Source organism: Pseudomonas sp. 1L-C-7-B-C1 (assembly GCF_057291635.1).
Window position 1 is genome coordinate 1 of sequence record NZ_JBXAWH010000012.1, and the last position, 19,590, is coordinate 19,590.

Consider the following 19,590-nt stretch of genomic DNA (forward strand, 5'->3'; position numbering starts at 1 on the left):
GCCGAACGCCTGGAACAGGAGCGTTTAGCCAACCTGATTCCCAAGCCCCATGAGCGTTTTCAGACCAACGAGCTGAGCTTCGTGCGGCCGGAGAGTTTCAAGGACAAGACCTTTCACGTGTTCACCTTGACGGATCTCGGGCCGAGCCCATTCTCGCTGGTGATTGGCCGCTCGGTCGTTGCAGCTGATACCGATTTAGAAACGGTGGCGCAGCAATTGCTGGCCGAGCTGGATAAAACCCTGGCCCATTTAGACTGGGTCGAGCCACTGTTCCCCACAACGGCCGCAGGCGCTGATGCCCGACAGGTTGAATTCAGATGGCGGCAGCAGGGACAACCTGTTCACCAATTGCAGCTGATCTTCCTGCACCGTGATGAGCATGAACAACCATTACTGATCCAGATCACCGGGACAAGTAACAACCCTGGGGGAATGATGCCGGCCGAGCGCGAGGCTTTCGCTTCCGTCGTCGAAACCCTCGAATTACGAATGCCGCCAAACCCTGATGACGAGCGCAGTGGAGAGGCCGCTGCGGTATGAGTGCGGCCGCCCGGGTCGGTGATCCGATTGAACATACGTCGGCGTTGGAAGGTTTGCTCCTGGGGATAGCCGTTGGCGCTGCGGCAGTGGTGGTCGGGTTGGCAGCGGGCGTCACCATCCTTGCCACGGGTGGGTTAGCAGCGGTGGCCGTCGTTGGCGCAGTTGTGGCGTTGTCGGCGGGAGTTGGAGAACTCATTGGCAGTCTGTCCTACTGCACCAATAAGGCGGGGCAGATCTTCAAAGGATCAGGAAACGTTTTCACCAACGGCAAGCCCGCAGCCCGAGCACACCTCGACACCGCAACGTGCGACAAACATGGCTCGGTGCCGCAAGTCATTGCGCAAGGAAGTCACACGGTTTACATCAATGGTCAACCTGCCGCTCGTGTGGGCGATCGCACCGTCTGTGACGGGAAAATCAGTGCTGGGTCAGGAAACGTTAACATTGGTGGCCCGACTGAAGAGACAGACGACATTAACCCTGAGGTGGAGCCATGGCTTCACTGGTTGGTCGGCGGGATTGGGTTTGCGAGTGCTGTGATCCTGACAACGCCCGCCATAGCGTTCGCGGGACTGGTAGGAAGCTTTGCAGGCGGGATTGGCGGCGGTATCTTGGGTGGCCGGTGGTTCGGGGAAGGCTCGAATAAACAGAAATATATGGCGTTTGGCGGTGCGTTACTGGGCGGTGGGTTGGCCGGTAAAGGGCGACAGTGGTTTGACGCGCGGTATGAGTTAAAGCAAGTAGGCTTAGGATCTAACCTTGCTAATATCTCCATGGTTAAACGTAGCAACCTTGCCAAGCCTGGCGAGGACCTCTATGTTGGTACATATAATCAGGTCCGCGGTGGGAATATCAAAGGAGGTCTCAACGCAACGCATACGCCTCACCACGCCATACAGGATGCTGTAAGTCCAACGACCCATGGTAGAGGCATAACTATAAATTTGCGAAAAGACCTTCACGAGGAAACCTGGACTTATAGGAAGCCATTGGTCAAGGGGCTTACAGATCGTCAGTATCTTGGAAGGGATGCGAAAGATATTCGGGGTATTTTACGGCGAGCAGGGTATAACCGTGAGACGATCAATAGGCAAGTGGGTGAGTTGATTCGTCAAAATAAAGAACTATGGAAAGGGTTGGGTCAGTAAATGATAAAAGATGAAGCCTTAGCGTTTTTGATGAGCCATCAGCCGATGCCTGCAGATGCTGGGCTTACCCAAGATTTGATTGATTCCTACGATGAAGTTAGAAAGTATTTTGAGAGTTATCCTGACTCAAGTGCGATCGAATTATTTTTAAGATCTTTTGGTGACGGTGATGGGTGGGGGGTCTACCAGTTGGTCGAGGGTGTTTTCTACAAATGCCCGCATTCTGATGTGGTGGTTGCTTTAAAAAAAGTACTTGAAGATGAATGTATTCCTGAAAGTATTCGCTATTGGTCTACACAGATTGCTGCAGCTTTTGCTGACGAAGATCTTCGTAAAGGCCTAAATATATCATTAAACTCGGAAAGCATTGATACAAGGGACGCGGCTGAGCTCGCCATCGACATGTTAGATACAAAGTGAGTTGAGCGTAGTTCGTTCCTATGTGTTTACCACGCGCGGGGCAGATTAGTCATATCGTTGACATGATGCCGGTAACCTGACCGGCCTGACGTATTCCGATGGCAATCAGCTAGCCTTCAAGTACGAAGAGTTCCTCCACATTATCGAGGGGTTTGAGCCGCTGGGGCGCAAGACCCTCTACAAGTAACACCGAGCGGTAAAACGGTGGTGACCGCAAGCAGCTTCCCAGACCGCAGCGTCTGGAAAGCTCGCTACGACGACACGATCTGGATAAAACACTCGCCCAGTTGGGCTGGGTCGAGCCGCTGTTCCCGACTTAGCTAGCAAGCGTTGATGCCGACAGGTTGAGCTCAGATGGCGGCAGCAGGGACAACCTGTTCACCAATTGCAGCTGATCTTCTTGCACCGTGATGAGCATGAGCAACCGTTGCTGATGCAGATCACCGGGACAAGCAACAACCCTGGGGGAATGATGCCGGCCGAGCGCGAGGCTTTCGCTTCCGTCGTCGAAACCCTCGAATTACGAATGCCGCCAAACCCTGATGACGAGCGCAGTGGAGAGGCCGCTGCGGTATGAGTGCGGCCGCCCGGGTCGGTGATCCGATTGAACATACGTCGGCGTTGGAAGGTTTGCTCCTGGGGATAGCCGTTGGCGCTGCGGCAGTGGTGGTCGGGTTGGCAGCGGGCGTCACCATCCTTGCCACGGGTGGGTTAGCAGCGGTGGCCGTCGTTGGCGCAGTTGTGGCGTTGTCGGCGGGAGTTGGAGAACTCATTGGCAGTCTGTCCTACTGCACCAATAAGGCGGGGCAGATCTTCAAAGGATCAGGAAACGTTTTCACCAACGGCAAGCCCGCAGCCCGAGCACACCTCGACACCGCAACGTGCGACAAACATGGCTCGGTGCCGCAAGTCATTGCGCAAGGAAGTCACACGGTTTACATCAATGGTCAACCTGCCGCTCGTGTGGGCGATCGCACCGTCTGTGACGGGAAAATCAGTGCTGGGTCAGGAAACGTTAACATCGGTGGCCCGACTGAAGAGACAGACGACATTAACCCTGAGGTCGAGCCATGGCTTCATTGGCTTGTGGGCGGCATCGGGTTCGGTAGCGCTGTAGTCCTGACGTCACCCCTCATAGCGATCACTGCATTTATAGACGGTGCAATAGGCGGGGTTATTGGCAGCGTCTTAGGTGGCCGATTGTTCGGGGAGGACTCGGATGAGCAGAAGGTCATGGCGTTCAGTGGCGCGCTTATAGGCGGCTGGTTTGGCGCGCGGTATGAGGTCAAAACTCAGGGTTTTGGGTCGAACTTAGCTAACGTAAAAATCCAACGTCGAGGAGCATCTGTTGGAGAACCAGAAAAAGTTCCGACCTATAAAGTTCCGCACTCTCCCGTTACCAAGGCACAAAGAGCAGATCTCAAGGCTAAGCTGGAAAATAGGACTTTGACCAGAGAGGAGTATAAGCGTCTTGATTGGGATCGAAGGTTCGCCAATAAACGGGCAAAAGGAGTGTCGAGGTTTTGGGCAGATGAGCGCGCTAAGCTTAAACTAGATGAGCCAGGCACTCGAAATTGGTCTGCAGACCAGCAAGCTGACATTCTAGCGAATAAAACGCCAAAATTTAATGGTGAGTCAATTCAAGGGCATCATAAATATAATGCACTCGATCACCCTCAACTTGCCAGTGACCCCAAAAATATCTATCCTGCTACTCGCACTGAGCACTTTGAGCGGTGGCATGGTGGAAGCTGGAGGAACGATTCTTTTGGCGAGCCGCTTAACTATTCATACCCTGAGGAGTTCTAATGTCAGTTATTGCAATCGTACTTAATGAAGCATCTGCCAGTGCTAAAGGGCTGCTAGAGCTTCATCGGATCTTGGGCGTGTCTTTGCAAGACATAAAAGAAAAGGCATCTAGTCGCGAGCCGATCGTAGAGGTTGAGATATTTGAAGGTGAATATCAGGCCCATGCTGAGTTAATACGAGCAGTAATTATCGCGCTTAAGAAACACAATATCAGTGCCAACTATTATGAAATTCCTTACGGTGAGCATTATTCGGGCAATCCCCGCCTCACTACTTGGCGTATTGATTCGGACAATGTTGAGGGCATTTTGACTGCCGCTGACGCTGAGATTGAGCGCCAGTTGAACGGCTAACATATTTTTCTGAATTCGCTTGAGTGATTTGGGTATAGTGCCAAGGTTAGTCGCGCCTGCGCCTAAGTAATTTACGCAAGGTTTCCGGTGAATACAATAATTCCACTATCATTCAGTCATGCAGCAAGCTCAGGTGTTAGCTAAGAAAGCATGCTGCAAGTAGGACGCATCAGCTAGATGGTTGGTGCCAGATCGTTCTTTACACAGAATGAGAAGTGTTTAGGGTTTCGCTCCATTACAATACGGGACAGTGCAGCAGTCCCCATGGAGTAGCTGCGTGTGTTCAAATTAATGATTGTTAAAGAAAGGTGGCTGGGCCGCTGAATTCATCATCGAAAAGTTGGATTAAAATCAAACAGCTCTCAGTTTCCTCTGGGCTGTTTACCAAGCGTAGGCAAGTTAGTCACGACCAAGAAGTGGAGCCGATAACCTGATCGGCATCACGCTACCCGATGGCAATAAGCTGGCGTTCAAGTACGACGACTTCTCCCGCCTGATCGAAGAGACCGATCCGCTGGGGCGCAAGATCCGCTACAAGCACCATCTGGGTACGACGCTGGTGACCGAAACCACGTTCCCCGATGGTAGTGTCTGGAAAGCCCGATACGACGATAAAGGTAACCTGATCGCTGAAATCGATGCACTCGGCCACAAGACGGAGTGCCTCAACAGCGACGACGGCCTGCCGCACACCATCATCGACGCCACACACGAATACGAAGCCAACGGGCAGCTGCACAGCCGCGACACTGGCCGTCTCGTAGGCAGCGAAGCGTTCAGATACGACGCTATAGCGCTGATGGAGCAAGAATGGCTGCCGAAGGTATTAGGTATCGCCAGGATGTAGGTCCTGACTTTAATAGGGGTTCTTGATATGTTTTCTAAGCAGGATTTGCTAGAGTCTTTTCCAGTAGTTGAGGAAAAAGACTCAGGATATTACTTCTTTCAACATAATCTGCCTAAGCTCGTGTATGAATATTGCCTAAAAAGCGCTGTGGACAAAGATCTCTTAACTGTTACGGAGGACACAGCCGATCGTGATTTCGCAATTAAGGTAGTGGATCAAGCGCCGCTTGATTTGTCACGTGAGAAGCCAACTTTATATAAGTTGAGTGGAAACGACTACGGATTTACCCATGCTTTGGCTGTTCCAAGTTCTTATCATTCGAGTCTGAAAGGAAGACTTGAGCCCAAACGTGGTAATCTATTTCTCTGTATTCCTATCTTTAGATGTGAGTTTGCTAGGGATGAGTCTGAAGCGGAATTCAGGGATATGATATCTCGAATGATTCCGGTTTTTAGATGGCAAAGACACGTGTTCCCTAAGCTTAGAGTATATTTTGCTAACCCGGCGACGGCGAGTGGCACTGCCGAGGATGGAGTGCTGATGAAAGTGCCAACATTGGTGTCGGAAATCGAAAATCTAAATGGCGTTGTTAACGGTTTCATTGAGATAACCAACTACGAAGCTAAGGTGGTCGAAATTCTGTCTCTGGAAGTTGATGTGTATACGTTAATTCGTGACCGGTCTACTGAGGTGACGCTCTCCGTTGATGAATTGAAGAAGGAGATCTTGGAATTTGCACAAGTGTGAAGGCAGCAGGCGAAAATCCTTGGAGTCAGTGGAAGTCCGCCTGAGAATGGTTTGAAAATATGTATCAATTGAACTCATGGTCGAGGCAAGCAGGGGTGGATGTATTCCGCTTCTGCGTGGCTGTTCATAAACTAACCTGATTTCCATCCCTGATTAACAGTTAGAGGGTTAAATGCTTTGCAGATTAGCGATACTTGAGTAGAACTTCCTATTCTTATCTTTGCGTGAGACGGTCGGTCCGGTTTTATTACGGATTGATCTCATACGGTCTCGCAAGCGCTACACCTACATCGCCCAGTACCGTGAAACTGACTTCAGCGTCTGCTTGAAGAAGAAGGGATGTTTTACTACTTCGAGCACACCGCCGAAGGCCACACCATGATCATCTGCGACGACTCCAGCATGCTGGAGCCGTTGCCCGAACAACCGCAGATCCGCTTCCACACCGCGTCCGTCACCGAGACCGCAGACTCCATCACCAAATGGAGCAGCAACCGCCAGTTGCAGGCGGGCAAGATGGCCGTGCAGACGTTCGACTACCGTCAGCCCAACAACCGTCTGCCCGTCGGGATGAACAGCCTGAACAAACAGGGCGACGTCGAGACGTTCGAGATCTACGACTTCCCCGGCCAGTACACCCACGGCACCTACGACGAGGGCGAAACCCTGTTGCGTCTGCGCATGGAAGCCCTGGAAATCCGCGGCAAGAAGTTCGAAGGCGCGAGCAACTGCCGCGCAATGAAGCCCGGTTACACCTTTGAGCTGGTGCAGCATTACGACCACGATCAAGGTTCCGCCGACGATCGCCAGTTCCTGCTGATGGGCGTCGAAAGCGAAGGCCACAACAACTACCTCAACGGCCATCAGGCGAGCTACTACAACACCTTCTCCTGCGTGCGCAAAAAGATTCCGTTTCGCCCGCAACTGTCCACGCCACGCCCGACCATCGCCGGGCCACAGACCGCCATCATCGTCGGCCCGCGGGGCGAAGAAATCTTCACCGACGAACTCGGTCGCGTGAAAGTCCAGTTCCACTGGGACCGCAACGGCAAGTACAACGACCACAGCTCCTGCTGGGTCCGCGTCGCCCAATCCGGCGCCAGCGGCGGCTTCGGCAGCATCCAGATTCCTCGTGTGGGCGATGAAGTTGTCGTAGTTTTCCTGGACGGCAATCCGGACCGCCCGTTGATCATGGGCAGCGTCTACAACAGCAAAAACACCCCGCCATGGTCATTGCCGGCGAACAAGACGCAGAGTGGTTTTCTGACGCGCTCGACCAAGGGCCATGGCGGTACGGCGAACTTCTTCCGTTTCGAGGACAAGTCCGGCGCGGAACAGATCATCATGCACGCCGAACGCAACATGGACACTGAGATCGAGCTGGATGAGACCCATAAAGTAGGTGGCAATCGCGAGATCGCCGTCAACGGCACTCACACAGAAGTGATCAAGAAAGACACGGTGATGAATGTTCAGGAAGGCTCGTTGACGATTCAGGTCGACAAGCAATTCGTTCAGATCAGTGCGCAGACGCACATCATCCTTCAGGTGGGATCCAGCAGCATCAAGATCACAGATGGCCGCATCGAGATCACCAGTGATTCGGTCGATATTTTCGGAAAGAACGACACCTTCGTTCACGGCAAACGGGTCGATATCAACAAATGAGAAATTCGTCGATTTCCGGAACTCGAACCAGTATGTACGACCGCATCTCGGAGAAGCGCCTGGCGGCCGAGGCGCTTGCTCGCGAGGAAGCCGAGCAGGCTGCAGCTGTGGCGGCGATTGCGATCACAAATGAGCCCGCGCCCGTGTTGCCGCTGCAACCCTCGCGCAATGAGCTGAAGATTGCCGGGCTTGCCTTGGTGATGCCCCACCTCCTGACATTTCGGGATTTCGACATGACGCTAGAGCGAGAAGGCCACCCGGTCACGTTCAGCGCCAAACGTCGACCTGCGCCGGAAGGGTTGACGTTGCAGCGATCCACCGAGCTCTACGTCGACAATCTTCGTAAGCACCACGCCGACGTAACTGTAGTCCGCCAGAATGATTGCCTGTTGGCGGGTAGCCCCGCAGTGTCACTGGACTACGCGTTCAAGGTAGGCCAGGAACGTCGGCACGGTCGGGCAACCAGCGCAATTGTTGCGCCTGCCGATGGGAACGAGCGTCAGTGGTTCAGCGTGTCGACGGTGATCAACCCCGACCAACCCGCATTTGCCAACTGGCTGATCGAGTTCGACGAAATGCTGGGCAGCATCGCCGCCTGCTGAAATCTTTTTCTTATTACTTATGGAACACGCCTCCAATGGACTATCAGCTTCAGGAAGGATCGATCGTATTGCCGGAAGGCTTTCAGGACCGCACGGTAAACATGTTCGTGCTTGGCACTACGATTCCCGCGCCGCTGAACGTCACCGTCTCCCGTGACAACATGCTCCCTGCGGAAGACCTGAATACCTACATCGATCGTCAGATCAAACTGATTGCTTCAAAACTGCGCGGCTACACCTCTCTGGGAAAGAAGCCCGCCACGTTGTCTGCACAACAGCCGTTGGCCGGTATCCAGATCGATGGCTACTACATGGATGCCGGTCGACCTTATTACCAGCGTCAGGCCGGATTTGAAATTCAGCCAGGTCGCATTCTGGTGTTTTCCACCACGAGCCAGACAGACTTCAGCGCCGCACAAACTGAAAGCTGGCTGCAACTGCTCGCCAGTTTCCAACCCCGCCAGACCCAGGATTCCCCTGCTGAAAACGCCGAGCAGGAATAACCATGTTCGAAGCCGCTCGATGGAACGACGAAATTGAACACACCGGCGCACTGGCCGGGTTTCTAGCAGGCGCGGTCGTCGGTTTGGCGATTGCCGCTTATGCCGCCACCATGGTGTGCTCGGGAGGCACCGCTGCTTTCCTGATGCCCATCGCTCTGGGGCTTCTTGCTAGTGCGCTGCCGGCTTTGGGGAATATTTCGGCAAGATGTTCAGCTCGCCGGCCGGGGAGATTCAGCTCCCCGGCTGCTCTACCGATGTGTACATCAACAACCGCAATGCCGCGCATGTCGAGCTCAGCCTCGGCCGGTGCGAAAAGCATCCTGCGCCTGTACAGGTCGCCGAGGGTTCATCCAACGTCTTCATCAACAGCGTGGCTGCAGCGCGCAAGGATGACAGGCTGACCTGTGGTGCACGGATTTCAGGCGGCTCGGACGATGTGTCCATCGGCGGCGGCACGGTTCAATACCTGCACATCGACGATGAAATTCCGGGTTGGCTTCGCGTCGTTGTCGACGTGCTGATGATCGTCGCATCGATGGGTAAAGCGCTGGTATCAGTCGCCAAGCTAGGGCTGACGCAAGGGTTGAAGGCCGCAGGACCGTGCGCGCTGCGCTTCGGCGCTACCGTTGCCGCCAGCTACCTCACGGGCACTTACATCATTGGCCCGGCAGTCGGGAAAGTCTTGGGCGGGATTATCGGCAATCCGGTCGACCTCACGACCGGCCGCAAGCTGTTGATGGACTCAGGCGAAACCGACTTCGTACTGCCCGGCCTGATGCCGATTGAATGGTCCCGCTTCTACGCCAGCGACCTGACCGTCGACAGCGTGCTGGGTCAAGGCTGGGTCTTGCCCTGGGAACAAAGCATGCGCCGCAGCGGCAGCTTTGTGTACCTCACCGACAACCAGGGCCGCAGCGTGCCCTTTGTCGACATCGAGCCCGGCGAACGCATCTACAACCCCTACGAGCAGATTCATCTGGTCCGTACCCTGGGCGGCCACTACCTGCTGCAAACCCTGGACAACGTGTTTTTCTACTTCGGCGAAGTGCCGGACGACAACACCTCGGTGCCGCTGCAGCGTCTGGAAAATGCCCTCGGCCATTACCTGCATTTCACCCGCACCGTCGAAGGCACGCTCACCGACATCAGCGCGCCGGGCGGCGTGCGGATCCACCTGCATTACGACAACCCGCTGGGCCGCCTGAGCGACGTCAAACGCATCGTCGACAATCAGGCCGTGGAAACCCTCGTCCAGTACCGCTACGACGACAACGGCCAGCTCATCGAAGTCATTAATCGCAACGGCGATTGCATGCGCCGGTTCAGCTACGCCGAAGGCGTGATGGTCAGCCACAGCAACGCATTGGGTTTGAGCTGCAACTACCGCTGGGAAACCATCGACGGCCAGCCGCGGGTCGTCGAGCACTGGACCAGCGATGGCGAACACTTTCATTTCCGCTACGACTTCAAGAACAGAATTTCGTGGGCGGTTGACGTCCTCGGTCGTGAGCTGGAAGTGGAGTACAACGAGGACAAACGGGTTATCGCCAGTCGGGACTTTGGCGGCGAGCGCTATGGCATCGATCTGGACGAAGCGGGCAACACGACCGGCATCAGTCTGCCGGACGGGAATCGTCTGACGTTCAAGTACGACGATTTTTCGCGGCTGATCGAAGAGACTGACCCGCTCGGTCGAAGCATTACCTACAGCTACCACCTCAGTACCACCTTGATCACGGAAACGGCCTTCCCGGACGGCAGCGTCTGGAAGGCGCGTTACGACGATAAGGGCAATCTGATCGCTGAAATTGATCCGCTGGGCCAGAAGACCGAGTACCTCAATAGCGAAGAGGGTCTGCCGCACACCATCATCGACGCGACCTACAAATCGAGATATCTCTGGTGGAAAAGAACTGGAGGAAGCGGATAAGTATTTTGATGTTTTTCGAGCGAAAAATATAGAAAATCGTTTTTTTGATATCTAATTGCTAACTCCCGAATGAGGGCTTTGAATATGGGCGAAAGTCAGGTGCTGAAAAAACTCAAAGAAATTGAAGTTGGTCTTGGGGGTAAGCTTGCCGAAAATTATAAAAAGTTCTCTGCTAAAATGATACAGGGGGATGATGTTTATGAGCTGAAGCTTGTGTCAGGAGGTCAGGTATATCTTTATGGTTGTGCAGAGTTGCTTGAAAGAAATGCAGCGTATGAAGTGCAGTTCTATGAGTCTGGCTATTTTCTAATCGGCCAGGATGGAGATTTAGGATATTTTTTAAGTTTAAAAGGAAAGGATGAAGTCTATAGCTTGGATTTGGGAGCTTTAGGGTCGTTAACTATGAATAAGGAAGCTGATAGTATTTATGGGTTGTAAATATTAGCGCCAGCAATTTGATCGGCACTAAACCGACCAATTACTGGTCAACGATGCGGTATAAAATTGATTGAGCTACAACGTCAACATTCTGATGTTGACCGATGGCGCCAAGGGTCTGGTAGGTATCTACAAGATTGGCATTATAGGTTTGAAGGTCGCCATTCTCTGCACTCCCTTCGTGGTTGGTGACGCCATCATGCGTTTCGCAATTTTGTCGATAGCCCCCAAAGTCACTGGCGGCCTGCTCGGCAATCCTGTCCGAATGACTACCGGACGTAAGCTTCTGCTGGAACAGCTTCCGCAGATCCTCAACCGCGTCGACAACAGTCTGCTGGTCGAACACGCCCAAAACTCGCACCCTCAGCAGTAGACTGCAGGCTTGAGGTGCCGGGCTCGGTTCTTCATCAGTGAGTGAATGGGTCGCCCAGTGACGCTCAAATAAACAGTAGGGAATAGCCGATGTTTGACACAGATCCACACCGTTTCATGTCCATCATCTTCAGCACCTGGCTGTTGTTCACGATGCAAGCGGTGTTTTCTGCAGGTATTTTGCCCAGCCTTTTATTGTTCCCCATGTGTGCGGCGGTTGTGTGGCTGAGTTGGTGGTGTTTCGATTGCGCTTACCGCACCGAAAAATTCACCCGATATGCCAATCTCAGGCTTTTTCTGAATCTCGGCTTCGCCCCAGGTTTTACATTTCTTCTGGTATTGATCGCAGCGTATAAACAGTTGAACTTAGGACCCGTCACATCACTTTCGTTGGCATGCATTCCACTGCTCATCGCATTCGTCATTTACCTAGCGCTGTATAGGTGGAGAAGCCGAACGACGGTAATGGTTGCCCGGGGAAATCGGGTCGAGGTGACCGCACCTCCTTTCCGAAACCAGTCGCTGCAGGGCGGAATAGGGGCGGCACTGTCGAGCATGATCTACCCTATGGTCCATTCCTACGACTCTCCCGCTTTATTGCTTGCCTTTATCTTTTTCGCAATCTCACTGTTTATGCTCTTTTACCATCGGGTCAGTATTTCGTCTCTTCGCCGTTTGAAAGAGCAGGAAATCAAGGAGCGGGTGAGCTACACATTCATGGAGGTGGAGAGGATACGCGCACGGCGTGCTGCCTCATTCATAGGCCGCTGGTCATGATGGCTCTGTGTATCCGCATCGAAGAAAAAAATCATTGGAGTGGGTGTGGGAAGGTTAGCCCGCCGCGCGATGTGCGATAGGTACACGCACACCGGTACCACATGCAAGGACTAGCGTCTAAATGTCCACTATCTACGATCCTGACGCACGAACCGTTAACGCCCTGACACGGACGCTTTTCATAGTTGCCATTGGCTTGGGTGTCGTTGGTCTCTGGCGCTCAGCCACAGACGGATGGGTGTACGGGCTGCTGTTTTTCTTGCTCTCAGGTTATACGCTGTACATGAGATATTGGTGTGAGCGTTATACGACATTCGCCCTGAGTTACTTCACTCTGATGATTTTTCTCTTGGCCCTTGCCCCCGCGTGGGTCAGTTACACCGTGGTCACGGATGACTTGGGAGGATCTCCGACTGAGGGACGTATAACCGCCGGGTTGATATTGGGTTTCATCGCGGCGCTGTACGCTGGCCTTTATCTAACGCCTCCTCGAGGGTTCGCGTTCGACGTATCCGATAACAGGGTTTCATTTTCCGTATCTTCCACATCCGCGGGAGCGGAAGGGTTGATTGCCGGTGTTGGGACCTTGGCCGCCTGTGCAGTGATTAAATCAGTCACTCCGTTCACCACGGGCATTTTGATCATTCTGATTTTCCTGTTTGCCACCGTTTGCATGCTGATCCACGCTCGCGACCGTATCAGGGGGTTACGCACACTGCGCAAGAGAGAAAAGAACAGGCTCACGCCTTACACGTTCATGCAGATTGATGAAATACGCGAAGCACGCAGCCGCTGGTGGCTGGGCAGGCTGTTCAATTGGCTTGCTTCCCTGCGCCATTAGTCGGGCGTCTGCCTGGCCAGTCTCACTTGATCTCCAATGGGCGTCGGAACCCGGCGCGTCTTGCCTCGATGGGGCGCTGGCGTGCCCATCGCCCAATTCACTCCCAGACGAGAACCATCACCCCCGAACTACCCCCTCCAAACCCTCATGCCCCTGCACAATCAATTCCCTGACCAATCCCTCAAATTCCGCCTCAGTCCCGGCTTCCCGCACTTCGAACCCAGCACTCCAGCGCACCACGCAACGATCGACCAACCCTGCAACCTCATCCACCCGAACCTGCGCCCGATACCCATCCACCGGCAACGGCGACTCCTCGAACACGTAGGCCAACGCCCTGCGCCCATCGTCAAACTCAGTCAAACGCTCACGCAACACGGCACCGTCCGCAAGCTCTAGCCGCCTGATCGCACCCACCCGCAAACCCCCAGCCTCACCCTCAAGACGACTCTTCACAATCGCCGGATGCCAGTCCGCAATCCCGCCAAACCCCCGCAGCACCTTCCACGCCTCATCCGCACTGCACGGCAAACCTGCGCTGTATTCAACTGAAATCATCTCTGCTGTCTCCCAAATAACTAACGCTGCGACTCAAAGAATCGATCAAAAAAAATCGCTCACTACCGAGCCGCTAGAACCCGGCCCGCAAGCCCCGAGATCGAAACCCCGAGGCCTACGTCCAAAACAATCGCTGTAAAACCTACCCCTCAAACTGGTGATAAACCTTGGCAATCACCTTCCAGTCGCCATTGATCTTGATCAACGTTAGGTAGTCGTTGTAATCCGCCCCAATGGCGTCCTTCTCCATGTCCACCCGCACCACAGCCGTAGTCGGCGTAATCGCCAGCACATCCAGCCGCGTCGTGATGTCCGCTGCTTTACCGTTGCTCTCGACAAAGTCATACAAGTTGCTGATGGGCCCGCCCAGCAATTGGCCGTTGGTGAAACCGTACATCACCGCCTCTTCATGAAAGGCCTGTTTAATCGTCGTAATACTGCCTTCGCGCAGGCCATCAACGTAGCGGCTGGCGGTAGTGATGACGGCGTTGTAGTCGTGTGTAGCAACGGCTTTGATGTTCTTGCTCATGTTGATGACTCCAGGGTTTGAGTTAGATAGGCGATGGCTTCAATGACCAACAGCCGCGCAATCACCAGTCCTGTCGGGTAGGTGAAATGATCAGGTCGTTGACGGTGACGTTGGCCGGCTGATTCAGCGCGTAGATGACGGCGCGGCTGATGTCTTCCGGTGCGATGGCAATTTCGTTGAGCGCTTGTGCCGCCTTGCGGCCAGCCGGGTCGGTGACTTTGTCCGCCCAGCCGGTGTTGATCACGCCCGGGCTGACGGTGTTGACGCGGATGCCGTGGTGAACGCCAAGTTCTTTGCGCATGGATTCGGTCATGGCCTGCACGAAGAATTTGGTCGCGCTGTAGACGCCGGCGCCGGGGCCGACTTGATGCCCGGCCACCGAATCCATGTTGAGGATCTGCCCGGATTTCTGCTCGAGCATGAAGGGCAGGGCGGCGGCGATGGTGTTCAGGTAGCCCTTGATGTTGACGTCGATCATGGCGTTCCAGTCCTGGGTCACGAGGTCAACCCAGTGGGATAACAGCATCAGGCCGGCGTTGTTGACCAGGATGTCGACCGAGCCATAGGTGTCTTTGGCGAACTGCGCCAAAGCGCGCGTCTGTTCAGCGTCGGTCACGTCGGTGACAAAGCTGGACGCCTCAAAGCCCGCTCCGCGGAGTTCGCTGACCAGCGCGGCAAGGCCTTTCTCATCCAGCGCCGCAGCCACGACATTGACCCCTTGGGCGGCCAATGCTCGGGCAGTTGCAGCACCGATCCCTGATGACGCGCCGGTGACGATGGCGGTTTTCTTGTCCAGATAATTCATGATGATGTTTCCTCAAATTCAAGGCGTGCGGGCAGCGTCGGCTTCCTTGGGGAGGCCTTGCCGTTCAGCCGTTAGTGAATGCGGTGTCTGAAAGCGGTGCGGTTTACCAGTGCTGCTTAGTAAGTGCCCAGCGGCCAGTCGGTGTAGCCCTTGGCGCCGCCGCCGTAATAGCTTTCGCGCGGGGCGATGGTCAGTTCGGCGCGGTGGCGCAGACGCGCGACCAGGTCCGGGTTGGAGATGAACAGGCGACCGAACGCGACGGCGTCGATCTTGCCCTCGGCGCGGCGTTCGACGGCCATGTCCAGGTCGTAGTTGTTGTTGCCAATGAACGGACCGTTGAACTGGGCACTCAGCGCATCCATGTCGACGCCTGCCGGCACTTCACGGGAGGTGGCGGTCGCGCCTTCGACAAAGTGCAGGTACGCCAGATTGAAACGGTTCAACTGCTGAATCAGGTAACCGTGCAACGCCATGACGCTGCTGTCCGGCGGCGTGTTACCCGCATCCGGCGTGACGGGCGACAGGCGAATCCCGACGCGGTCGTTGCCCCAGATGTCGACGATGGCCTGGGTGACTTCCAGCGTCAGTCGCGCGCGGTTTTCAATCGACCCGCCGTATTGATCGGTGCGCTGATTGGTGGAGTCGCGCAGGAACTGGTCGAGCAGGTAGCTGTTCGCCGAGTGGACCTCGACGCCGTCGAACCCTGCGCGCTTGGCGTTCTCGGCAGCGAGTTTGTACTGCTCGATGATGCCGGGGATCTCGTCGGTTTCCAGCGCGCGGGGCATCGACACCGGGACGAAGCCGTTGGCCGTGTAGGTGCTGCCCTCAGCCTGAATGGCGGACGGCGCGACCGGGGCTTCGCCGTTGGGCTGCAGGTCGACGCTGGAGAACCGGCCCACATGCCAGAGCTGGCTGACGATCTTGCCGCCGGCCGCGTGCACGGCGTCGGTGACTTTGCGCCAGCCGGCGACCTGCGCGTCGCTCCAGATCCCGGGCGTCGCTGCATAGCCGCGTCCCTGGGCCGAGATGTTGGTGGCTTCGGCCACGATCATCCCGGCGGTGGCGCGCTGGCCGTAGTAGGTGGCGTGCAGTTCACCGGGCACGCCGTCTTCTTCATAGCGGCTGCGGGTGACGGGGGCCATGACGATGCGGTTGGCCATTTCGATAGCGCCCATTTGCACGGGGGAAAACAAGTCGGTGCTGTTACTGATATCAATCATTGAGAACTCCTCGCATATTTGACCGGTCGTCTACCAATCTTTGAAAAAAAAGCGCCTGCTACCGGAGCAGGCGCTGGGTCAGGCTCATGGCCGTGTCGAAGGACGTGGTGGACTTGTTGACCTTCACCAGAAGGGAAGCGCCCAGCCACAGTTGGTACAGGGTTTCGGCGAAGGCTTCGCTGCCTTCTTCGATGTGCAGGCTGCCGTCTGCCAGGCCCATGTCCACGCAGGCGGTGATGCGCTGGATGATCTTCGCCGTGCCAGCCTCCAGCACCCTGCGCATGTCTTCGGACAGGTCGCAGACTTCCGGGCCCAGCTTGACCACCAGGCATTTGCCTTCCGGATGATCGGTGCCCTGGGTTTCGATCCAGTAGTCGAAGTAGGCCAGCAGCTTTTCAGCGCCGCTGCCTGATCGCGTCATGACGGTGTCGACGCGGCCCAGGTACTCGGAGAAGTACTCATCAAGCAACGCGGCGCCAAACTCTTCCTTCGATTTGAAGTAGTAGTAGAACGAGCCCTTGGGCACGCCCGCCGCGCTCACCACTTCAGCCAGGCCCACGGCGGTGTAGCCCTTATGGGTCATCAACGACTTGGCGACGTCGATGATGTGTTGGCGCATTTCCAGGTTGGGTTTCTTCATAATGCGCAGCACCTTAATAAAGAACTGACCGGTCGTCTACAAAGTGTCAGGTGCCCGCGATGAACGGTGCTCATGTCAGGCGCATCCCCATCTCAAACGCCCGCGTCTCAAACCCAAGCTCTTCATACAACCGCCGCGCGTGTGTATTGAAGCCCCACACCGACAGTCGAATATCCTGGGCGCCGCGTTCCAGCGCCCATGCTTGTACCTGCTCAATCAGCCCACGCCCCAAGCCTTTCCCCCAGTAAACCTGGGCCACGCACACCGAGCCGATCCGCGCGAACGCCATGGGCTGCATCAATGGCCCGCCGGCTGAAAACATTCCCGCGCTGACAAACCCTGCCGCCCGGTCCCCGACAAACGCCAGGAAAATAACCTGCTCCGGGTTATTCAAAAAGCTCAACCAGTGAGGGGCGTCGCGCGTGTAATCCAGTGTCTCAGCCGCATAAATATCGGGCCGCTCGGCGTGGTGAATGGCGTTGAGTAGCTGCCCCAATTCGCAGATCGTCGCCACATCCTCGACCGTGGCTTCTCGGTAGCTGATCACTTGGTCCATCGTGTCTTTATCCTTGTTTGATCGTCACGGGAGATGGGCTCTTGTACCCGTCACTCATCAACTCCACAACCCAGTCAATGAACACCCGCAGCTTGATGCTGATGTGCCGGTTGGGCGGGAAGGCCACGTACATCGGCATCGATTCCAGCTGCCAGTCTTTGAACAGCGACACTAATCCACCACTGCGCACGGACGGCTCGGCCATGTACTGCGGCAGCCAGAGGGCGCCCATGCCGGCGAGCCCTGCCGCGAGGTAAGCGTTGCCGTCGTCCACCGTGAGCAAATAGCGGCTTTGCACCTGAACCGTTTCGCCGTCCCGCTGCAGCACCATCGGGAACAGCTGCCCGGTGCGCGCCCAGCGGTAACCGACGATGCAGTGCTGCGGTTCTTCGAGGTCACGGGGGTGGTTTGGTGTGCCCGCGCGCTGCAGATACGTCGGCGCCGCGTAAACGCCCAGCTTCAGGTCGGTGATGTGCCGCGCCATCAGCGATTGATCGGTCAGCTCGCCGCCGCGGACCACGCAGTCGACGTTCTCGCCGATGAGGTCGATCATCCGGTCGCTCACGCCAAGGTCGATCTGGATGTCGGGGTAGCGTGCGTGGAAGTCTGGCAGCGCCGGGATCAGCACCATGCGTGCGAACGGGCTCGGCACGTCGACGCGCAACCGCCCTCGTGGCGCGGCGGAGGCGGCGGACAGACCGGTTTCGGCATCGTCCAGATCCGCCAGTACGCGCAATGCACGTTCATAGAACACCGCGCCGTCGGCCGTGACATTGACCTTGCGCGTTGTGCGGTTGAGCAGCTTGACCCGCAGCCGCGCTTCAAGCTGCTGCACCAGTTGCGTCACCGTGGTTTTGCTCATGTGTAACGTACCGGCGGCCTTGGTGAAACTGCCGGTTTCCACGACTCGGACGAACGCCTGCATCGCGTCGAAACGGTCCATCGCGTCACCTGATTGTTTGGGGAATTCAAACAGTCTTGATCAGTGCTGCTGGTTTATCCAGCGAATCCGTCGCCCTACAGTCTGCCCATCGAAACCTCGGAGCATCCCGCTCCGCTGAAGGAGAAGCACATGACTGTTCGTGACGTTGTATTCCCGCCCGGCCGCCACGCTTTGTATGAGCGCAATCGCTACTCGCCGGCGATCAAATCCGATGGCCTGCTGTTTGTCTCGGGCCAGGTCGGGAGCCGCGAAGACGGCTCGCCCGAGCCTGATCTGCGCGCCCAGGTCCGGCTGGCATTTACAAATCTGAATGCCATTCTCAACGCCGCCGGCTGCACCTTCGATGACGTGATTGACGTCACCGTGTTCATGGTCGATCCGCAGTCGACCTTCGAAACGGCCTGGGAAGTGGTGCCGGAGTTCTGGGGCGAAGCGCCGCACCCGACCATCACGGCCGTCGGCGTGACCTGGCTGTATGGCTTCGATTTCGAGATCAAGGTCATCGCCAAGCTGCCTTAGCACCCGACGCTCAATCCGCCGGCCACGCGTCAACGCAGTTGAAATCCTCGCCACAGCCCGACAGACTCACGCCCCGTTTCGGCAGGCCGTGCCGGGCGGTGGCGAGAGAAGGGGCTGCAAACGTTGAACGAACACACATTGTCCAGGCGTCTGGAGCGGGTGGCGGCGCGGGTGCCGGCCGACGCGCGACTGGCCGACATCGGCTCCGATCACGCCTACCTGCCGGTGGCATTGATGCGCCGTGGGCTCATTGCGATGGCAGTGGCGGGGGAGGTGGCGGCGACGCCGTTCAGGGCGGCGGAGCGTACCGTTCGCGAGAACGGGTTCGAGGCGCGCATCCGTGTGCGTCTGGCCGATGGCCTGGCGGCGATTGAGGCGGAAGACGGCATTAGCGCAATCAGTATCTGCGGCATGGGCGGCGAGACGATTCGCGACATCTTCGAGAAGGGCAAATCGCGTCTCAATGGAAGCGAGCGCCTGATCCTGCAGCCCAACGGCGGCGAGCCTGAGCTGCGCCAGTGGTTGATGGACAACGGTTACCGCATCGTCCATGAAGAAATCCTGCGGGAGAACCGCTTCGACTACGAAATCATCGTTGCCGAACACACTGGGCCGGTGGCATACAGCCTCGAAGCGCTGTACTTCGGGCCGTTGCTGATGCCGGCGCGCAGTCCGGCGTTTCTGGAAAAGTGGCGGCGCGTGCTGCCCTATAAACTGCGCACCCTGGCTGACTTGCAGCGGGCGCGGCAGGCGGTGCCGGAAGACAAGCTTCGCGACACCGCGCAGCAGGTGCGCTGGATCACCGAATTGCTCGGCTGAACGCTC

21 protein-coding genes and 4 pseudogenes are annotated in these 19,590 nt (G+C 56.2%); 18 read left to right on the forward strand and 7 right to left on the reverse strand.

What is annotated here, in order from left to right; genetic code table 11:
- The 16 genes and pseudogenes from AC0Z8Z_RS18315 to AC0Z8Z_RS18390 all read left to right on the forward strand — a co-directional run.
- The coding region (locus AC0Z8Z_RS18315) for a DcrB-related protein (protein WP_485620048.1) at window positions 1-540 on the forward strand (540 nt) is incomplete at its 5' end.
- On the forward strand, window positions 537-1,688 hold the full coding sequence (locus tag AC0Z8Z_RS18320; RefSeq protein WP_485620049.1) for a PAAR domain-containing protein: 1,152 nt from the start codon (window positions 537-539) through the stop codon (window positions 1,686-1,688). The genes AC0Z8Z_RS18315 and AC0Z8Z_RS18320, both read left to right, overlap by 4 nt.
- Window positions 1,689-2,108 carry a hypothetical protein gene (locus tag AC0Z8Z_RS18325; protein ID WP_485620050.1) on the forward strand — a complete coding sequence of 140 codons (420 nt, stop codon included), beginning with the start codon at window positions 1,689-1,691 and terminating at the stop codon, window positions 2,106-2,108. It abuts the gene before it with no gap.
- 263 nt (window positions 2,109-2,371) lie between these two features.
- Window positions 2,372-2,685, forward strand: a pseudogene (locus AC0Z8Z_RS18330) (DcrB-related protein); the annotation flags it as partial.
- A complete protein-coding gene (locus AC0Z8Z_RS18335) occupies window positions 2,682-3,917 on the forward strand; it encodes a PAAR domain-containing protein (protein ID WP_485620051.1) in 1,236 nt (411 codons plus the stop codon). The pseudogene AC0Z8Z_RS18330 and the gene AC0Z8Z_RS18335, both read left to right, overlap by 4 nt.
- Window positions 3,917-4,270: a hypothetical protein gene (locus AC0Z8Z_RS18340; RefSeq protein WP_485620052.1), complete on the forward strand. Its 354-nt coding sequence runs from the start codon at window positions 3,917-3,919 to the stop codon at window positions 4,268-4,270. Before AC0Z8Z_RS18335 ends, AC0Z8Z_RS18340 begins: the two co-directional genes overlap by 1 nt.
- A gap of 427 nt (window positions 4,271-4,697) precedes the next feature.
- Window positions 4,698-4,985, forward strand: a pseudogene (locus AC0Z8Z_RS18345) (hypothetical protein); the annotation flags it as partial.
- 159 nt (window positions 4,986-5,144) lie between these two features.
- Window positions 5,145-5,864, forward strand: a complete 720-nt coding sequence (locus AC0Z8Z_RS18350) for a hypothetical protein (RefSeq protein WP_485620053.1) — start codon at window positions 5,145-5,147, stop codon at window positions 5,862-5,864.
- Between the two features lie 259 nt (window positions 5,865-6,123).
- A pseudogene (tssI, locus tag AC0Z8Z_RS18355) lies at window positions 6,124-7,532 on the forward strand (type VI secretion system tip protein TssI/VgrG); the annotation flags it as partial.
- Between the two features lie 32 nt (window positions 7,533-7,564).
- Window positions 7,565-8,134 carry a hypothetical protein gene (locus tag AC0Z8Z_RS18360; RefSeq protein ID WP_485620054.1) on the forward strand — a complete coding sequence of 190 codons (570 nt, stop codon included), beginning with the start codon at window positions 7,565-7,567 and terminating at the stop codon, window positions 8,132-8,134.
- A 35-nt stretch (window positions 8,135-8,169) separates the two neighbouring features.
- The gene (locus AC0Z8Z_RS18365; protein ID WP_074887915.1) at window positions 8,170-8,637 is read left to right on the forward strand and encodes a DcrB-related protein; all 468 of its coding nucleotides are present in this window, start codon (window positions 8,170-8,172) and stop codon (window positions 8,635-8,637) included.
- Window positions 8,638-8,639: 2 nt separating this feature from the next.
- Window positions 8,640-10,543: pseudogene (locus tag AC0Z8Z_RS18370) on the forward strand (PAAR domain-containing protein); the annotation flags it as partial.
- Window positions 10,544-10,651: 108 nt separating this feature from the next.
- Window positions 10,652-11,005 (forward strand): hypothetical protein, encoded by a 354-nt coding sequence (locus AC0Z8Z_RS18375; protein ID WP_485620055.1) that lies wholly within the window; start codon window positions 10,652-10,654, stop codon window positions 11,003-11,005.
- A gap of 70 nt (window positions 11,006-11,075) precedes the next feature.
- Window positions 11,076-11,378 (forward strand): hypothetical protein, encoded by a 303-nt coding sequence (locus AC0Z8Z_RS18380; RefSeq protein WP_455914888.1) that lies wholly within the window; start codon window positions 11,076-11,078, stop codon window positions 11,376-11,378.
- Between the two features lie 89 nt (window positions 11,379-11,467).
- Window positions 11,468-12,154, forward strand: coding sequence for a hypothetical protein (locus AC0Z8Z_RS18385; protein WP_485620056.1), 687 nt, complete (start codon window positions 11,468-11,470; stop codon window positions 12,152-12,154).
- 121 nt (window positions 12,155-12,275) lie between these two features.
- Window positions 12,276-12,995 (forward strand): hypothetical protein, encoded by a 720-nt coding sequence (locus AC0Z8Z_RS18390; RefSeq protein ID WP_485620057.1) that lies wholly within the window; start codon window positions 12,276-12,278, stop codon window positions 12,993-12,995.
- 117 nt (window positions 12,996-13,112) lie between these two features.
- Here AC0Z8Z_RS18390 and AC0Z8Z_RS18395 read toward each other — a convergent pair whose 3' ends face one another.
- The 7 genes from AC0Z8Z_RS18395 to AC0Z8Z_RS18425 form a co-directional block, all read right to left on the reverse strand.
- Entirely contained in the window at window positions 13,113-13,553 is a 441-nt protein-coding gene (locus AC0Z8Z_RS18395; RefSeq protein ID WP_485620058.1) for an SRPBCC family protein, read from the reverse strand.
- A 142-nt stretch (window positions 13,554-13,695) separates the two neighbouring features.
- Window positions 13,696-14,082: a nuclear transport factor 2 family protein gene (locus tag AC0Z8Z_RS18400; RefSeq protein ID WP_485620059.1), complete on the reverse strand. Its 387-nt coding sequence runs from the start codon at window positions 14,080-14,082 to the stop codon at window positions 13,696-13,698.
- 61 nt (window positions 14,083-14,143) lie between these two features.
- On the reverse strand, window positions 14,144-14,887 hold the full coding sequence (locus AC0Z8Z_RS18405) for an SDR family oxidoreductase (protein WP_485620060.1): 744 nt from the start codon (window positions 14,885-14,887) through the stop codon (window positions 14,144-14,146).
- A gap of 116 nt (window positions 14,888-15,003) precedes the next feature.
- Complete coding sequence (locus AC0Z8Z_RS18410) at window positions 15,004-16,107, reverse strand: alkene reductase (protein WP_485620062.1); 1,104 nt, start codon at window positions 16,105-16,107, stop codon at window positions 15,004-15,006.
- Window positions 16,108-16,165: 58 nt separating this feature from the next.
- A complete protein-coding gene (locus AC0Z8Z_RS18415; RefSeq protein ID WP_485620063.1) occupies window positions 16,166-16,747 on the reverse strand; it encodes a TetR/AcrR family transcriptional regulator in 582 nt (193 codons plus the stop codon).
- A gap of 70 nt (window positions 16,748-16,817) precedes the next feature.
- Window positions 16,818-17,303, reverse strand: coding sequence for a GNAT family N-acetyltransferase (locus AC0Z8Z_RS18420; protein ID WP_485620064.1), 486 nt, complete (start codon window positions 17,301-17,303; stop codon window positions 16,818-16,820).
- 7 nt (window positions 17,304-17,310) lie between these two features.
- Window positions 17,311-18,246: a LysR family transcriptional regulator gene (locus tag AC0Z8Z_RS18425; RefSeq protein ID WP_485620065.1), complete on the reverse strand. Its 936-nt coding sequence runs from the start codon at window positions 18,244-18,246 to the stop codon at window positions 17,311-17,313.
- 129 nt (window positions 18,247-18,375) lie between these two features.
- Between AC0Z8Z_RS18425 and AC0Z8Z_RS18430 the strand changes: the two genes are divergently transcribed.
- Both AC0Z8Z_RS18430 and AC0Z8Z_RS18435 read left to right on the forward strand, forming a co-directional pair.
- Window positions 18,376-18,765 carry a RidA family protein gene (locus AC0Z8Z_RS18430; protein WP_485620066.1) on the forward strand — a complete coding sequence of 130 codons (390 nt, stop codon included), beginning with the start codon at window positions 18,376-18,378 and terminating at the stop codon, window positions 18,763-18,765.
- Window positions 18,766-18,888: 123 nt separating this feature from the next.
- A complete protein-coding gene (locus tag AC0Z8Z_RS18435; protein WP_485620067.1) occupies window positions 18,889-19,584 on the forward strand; it encodes a tRNA (adenine(22)-N(1))-methyltransferase in 696 nt (231 codons plus the stop codon).
- The last annotated feature ends 6 nt before the right edge of the window (window positions 19,585-19,590 follow it).

Bases quoted from the DNA above. Each gene is read 5' to 3' on its own strand.
- AC0Z8Z_RS18395 (WP_485620058.1), bottom strand. From the start codon at position 13,553: ATGATTTCAGTTGAATACAGCGCAGGTTTGCCGTGCAGTGCGGATGAG.
- AC0Z8Z_RS18415 (WP_485620063.1), bottom strand. From the start codon at position 16,747: ATGAAGAAACCCAACCTGGAAATGCGCCAACACATCATCGACGTCGCC.
- AC0Z8Z_RS18365 (WP_074887915.1), top strand. From the start codon at position 8,170: ATGGACTATCAGCTTCAGGAAGGATCGATCGTATTGCCGGAAGGCTTT.
- AC0Z8Z_RS18390 (WP_485620057.1), top strand. From the start codon at position 12,276: ATGTCCACTATCTACGATCCTGACGCACGAACCGTTAACGCCCTGACA.
- AC0Z8Z_RS18320 (WP_485620049.1), top strand. From the start codon at position 537: ATGAGTGCGGCCGCCCGGGTCGGTGATCCGATTGAACATACGTCGGCG.
- AC0Z8Z_RS18350 (WP_485620053.1), top strand. From the start codon at position 5,145: ATGTTTTCTAAGCAGGATTTGCTAGAGTCTTTTCCAGTAGTTGAGGAA.
- AC0Z8Z_RS18430 (WP_485620066.1), top strand. From the start codon at position 18,376: ATGACTGTTCGTGACGTTGTATTCCCGCCCGGCCGCCACGCTTTGTAT.
- AC0Z8Z_RS18410 (WP_485620062.1), bottom strand. From the start codon at position 16,107: ATGATTGATATCAGTAACAGCACCGACTTGTTTTCCCCCGTGCAAATG.
- AC0Z8Z_RS18425 (WP_485620065.1), bottom strand. From the start codon at position 18,246: ATGGACCGTTTCGACGCGATGCAGGCGTTCGTCCGAGTCGTGGAAACC.
- AC0Z8Z_RS18375 (WP_485620055.1), top strand. From the start codon at position 10,652: ATGGGCGAAAGTCAGGTGCTGAAAAAACTCAAAGAAATTGAAGTTGGT.
- AC0Z8Z_RS18400 (WP_485620059.1), bottom strand. From the start codon at position 14,082: ATGAGCAAGAACATCAAAGCCGTTGCTACACACGACTACAACGCCGTC.
- AC0Z8Z_RS18405 (WP_485620060.1), bottom strand. From the start codon at position 14,887: ATGAATTATCTGGACAAGAAAACCGCCATCGTCACCGGCGCGTCATCA.
- AC0Z8Z_RS18360 (WP_485620054.1), top strand. From the start codon at position 7,565: ATGTACGACCGCATCTCGGAGAAGCGCCTGGCGGCCGAGGCGCTTGCT.
- AC0Z8Z_RS18335 (WP_485620051.1), top strand. From the start codon at position 2,682: ATGAGTGCGGCCGCCCGGGTCGGTGATCCGATTGAACATACGTCGGCG.
- AC0Z8Z_RS18420 (WP_485620064.1), bottom strand. From the start codon at position 17,303: ATGGACCAAGTGATCAGCTACCGAGAAGCCACGGTCGAGGATGTGGCG.
- AC0Z8Z_RS18340 (WP_485620052.1), top strand. From the start codon at position 3,917: ATGTCAGTTATTGCAATCGTACTTAATGAAGCATCTGCCAGTGCTAAA.
- AC0Z8Z_RS18325 (WP_485620050.1), top strand. From the start codon at position 1,689: ATGATAAAAGATGAAGCCTTAGCGTTTTTGATGAGCCATCAGCCGATG.
- AC0Z8Z_RS18385 (WP_485620056.1), top strand. From the start codon at position 11,468: ATGTTTGACACAGATCCACACCGTTTCATGTCCATCATCTTCAGCACC.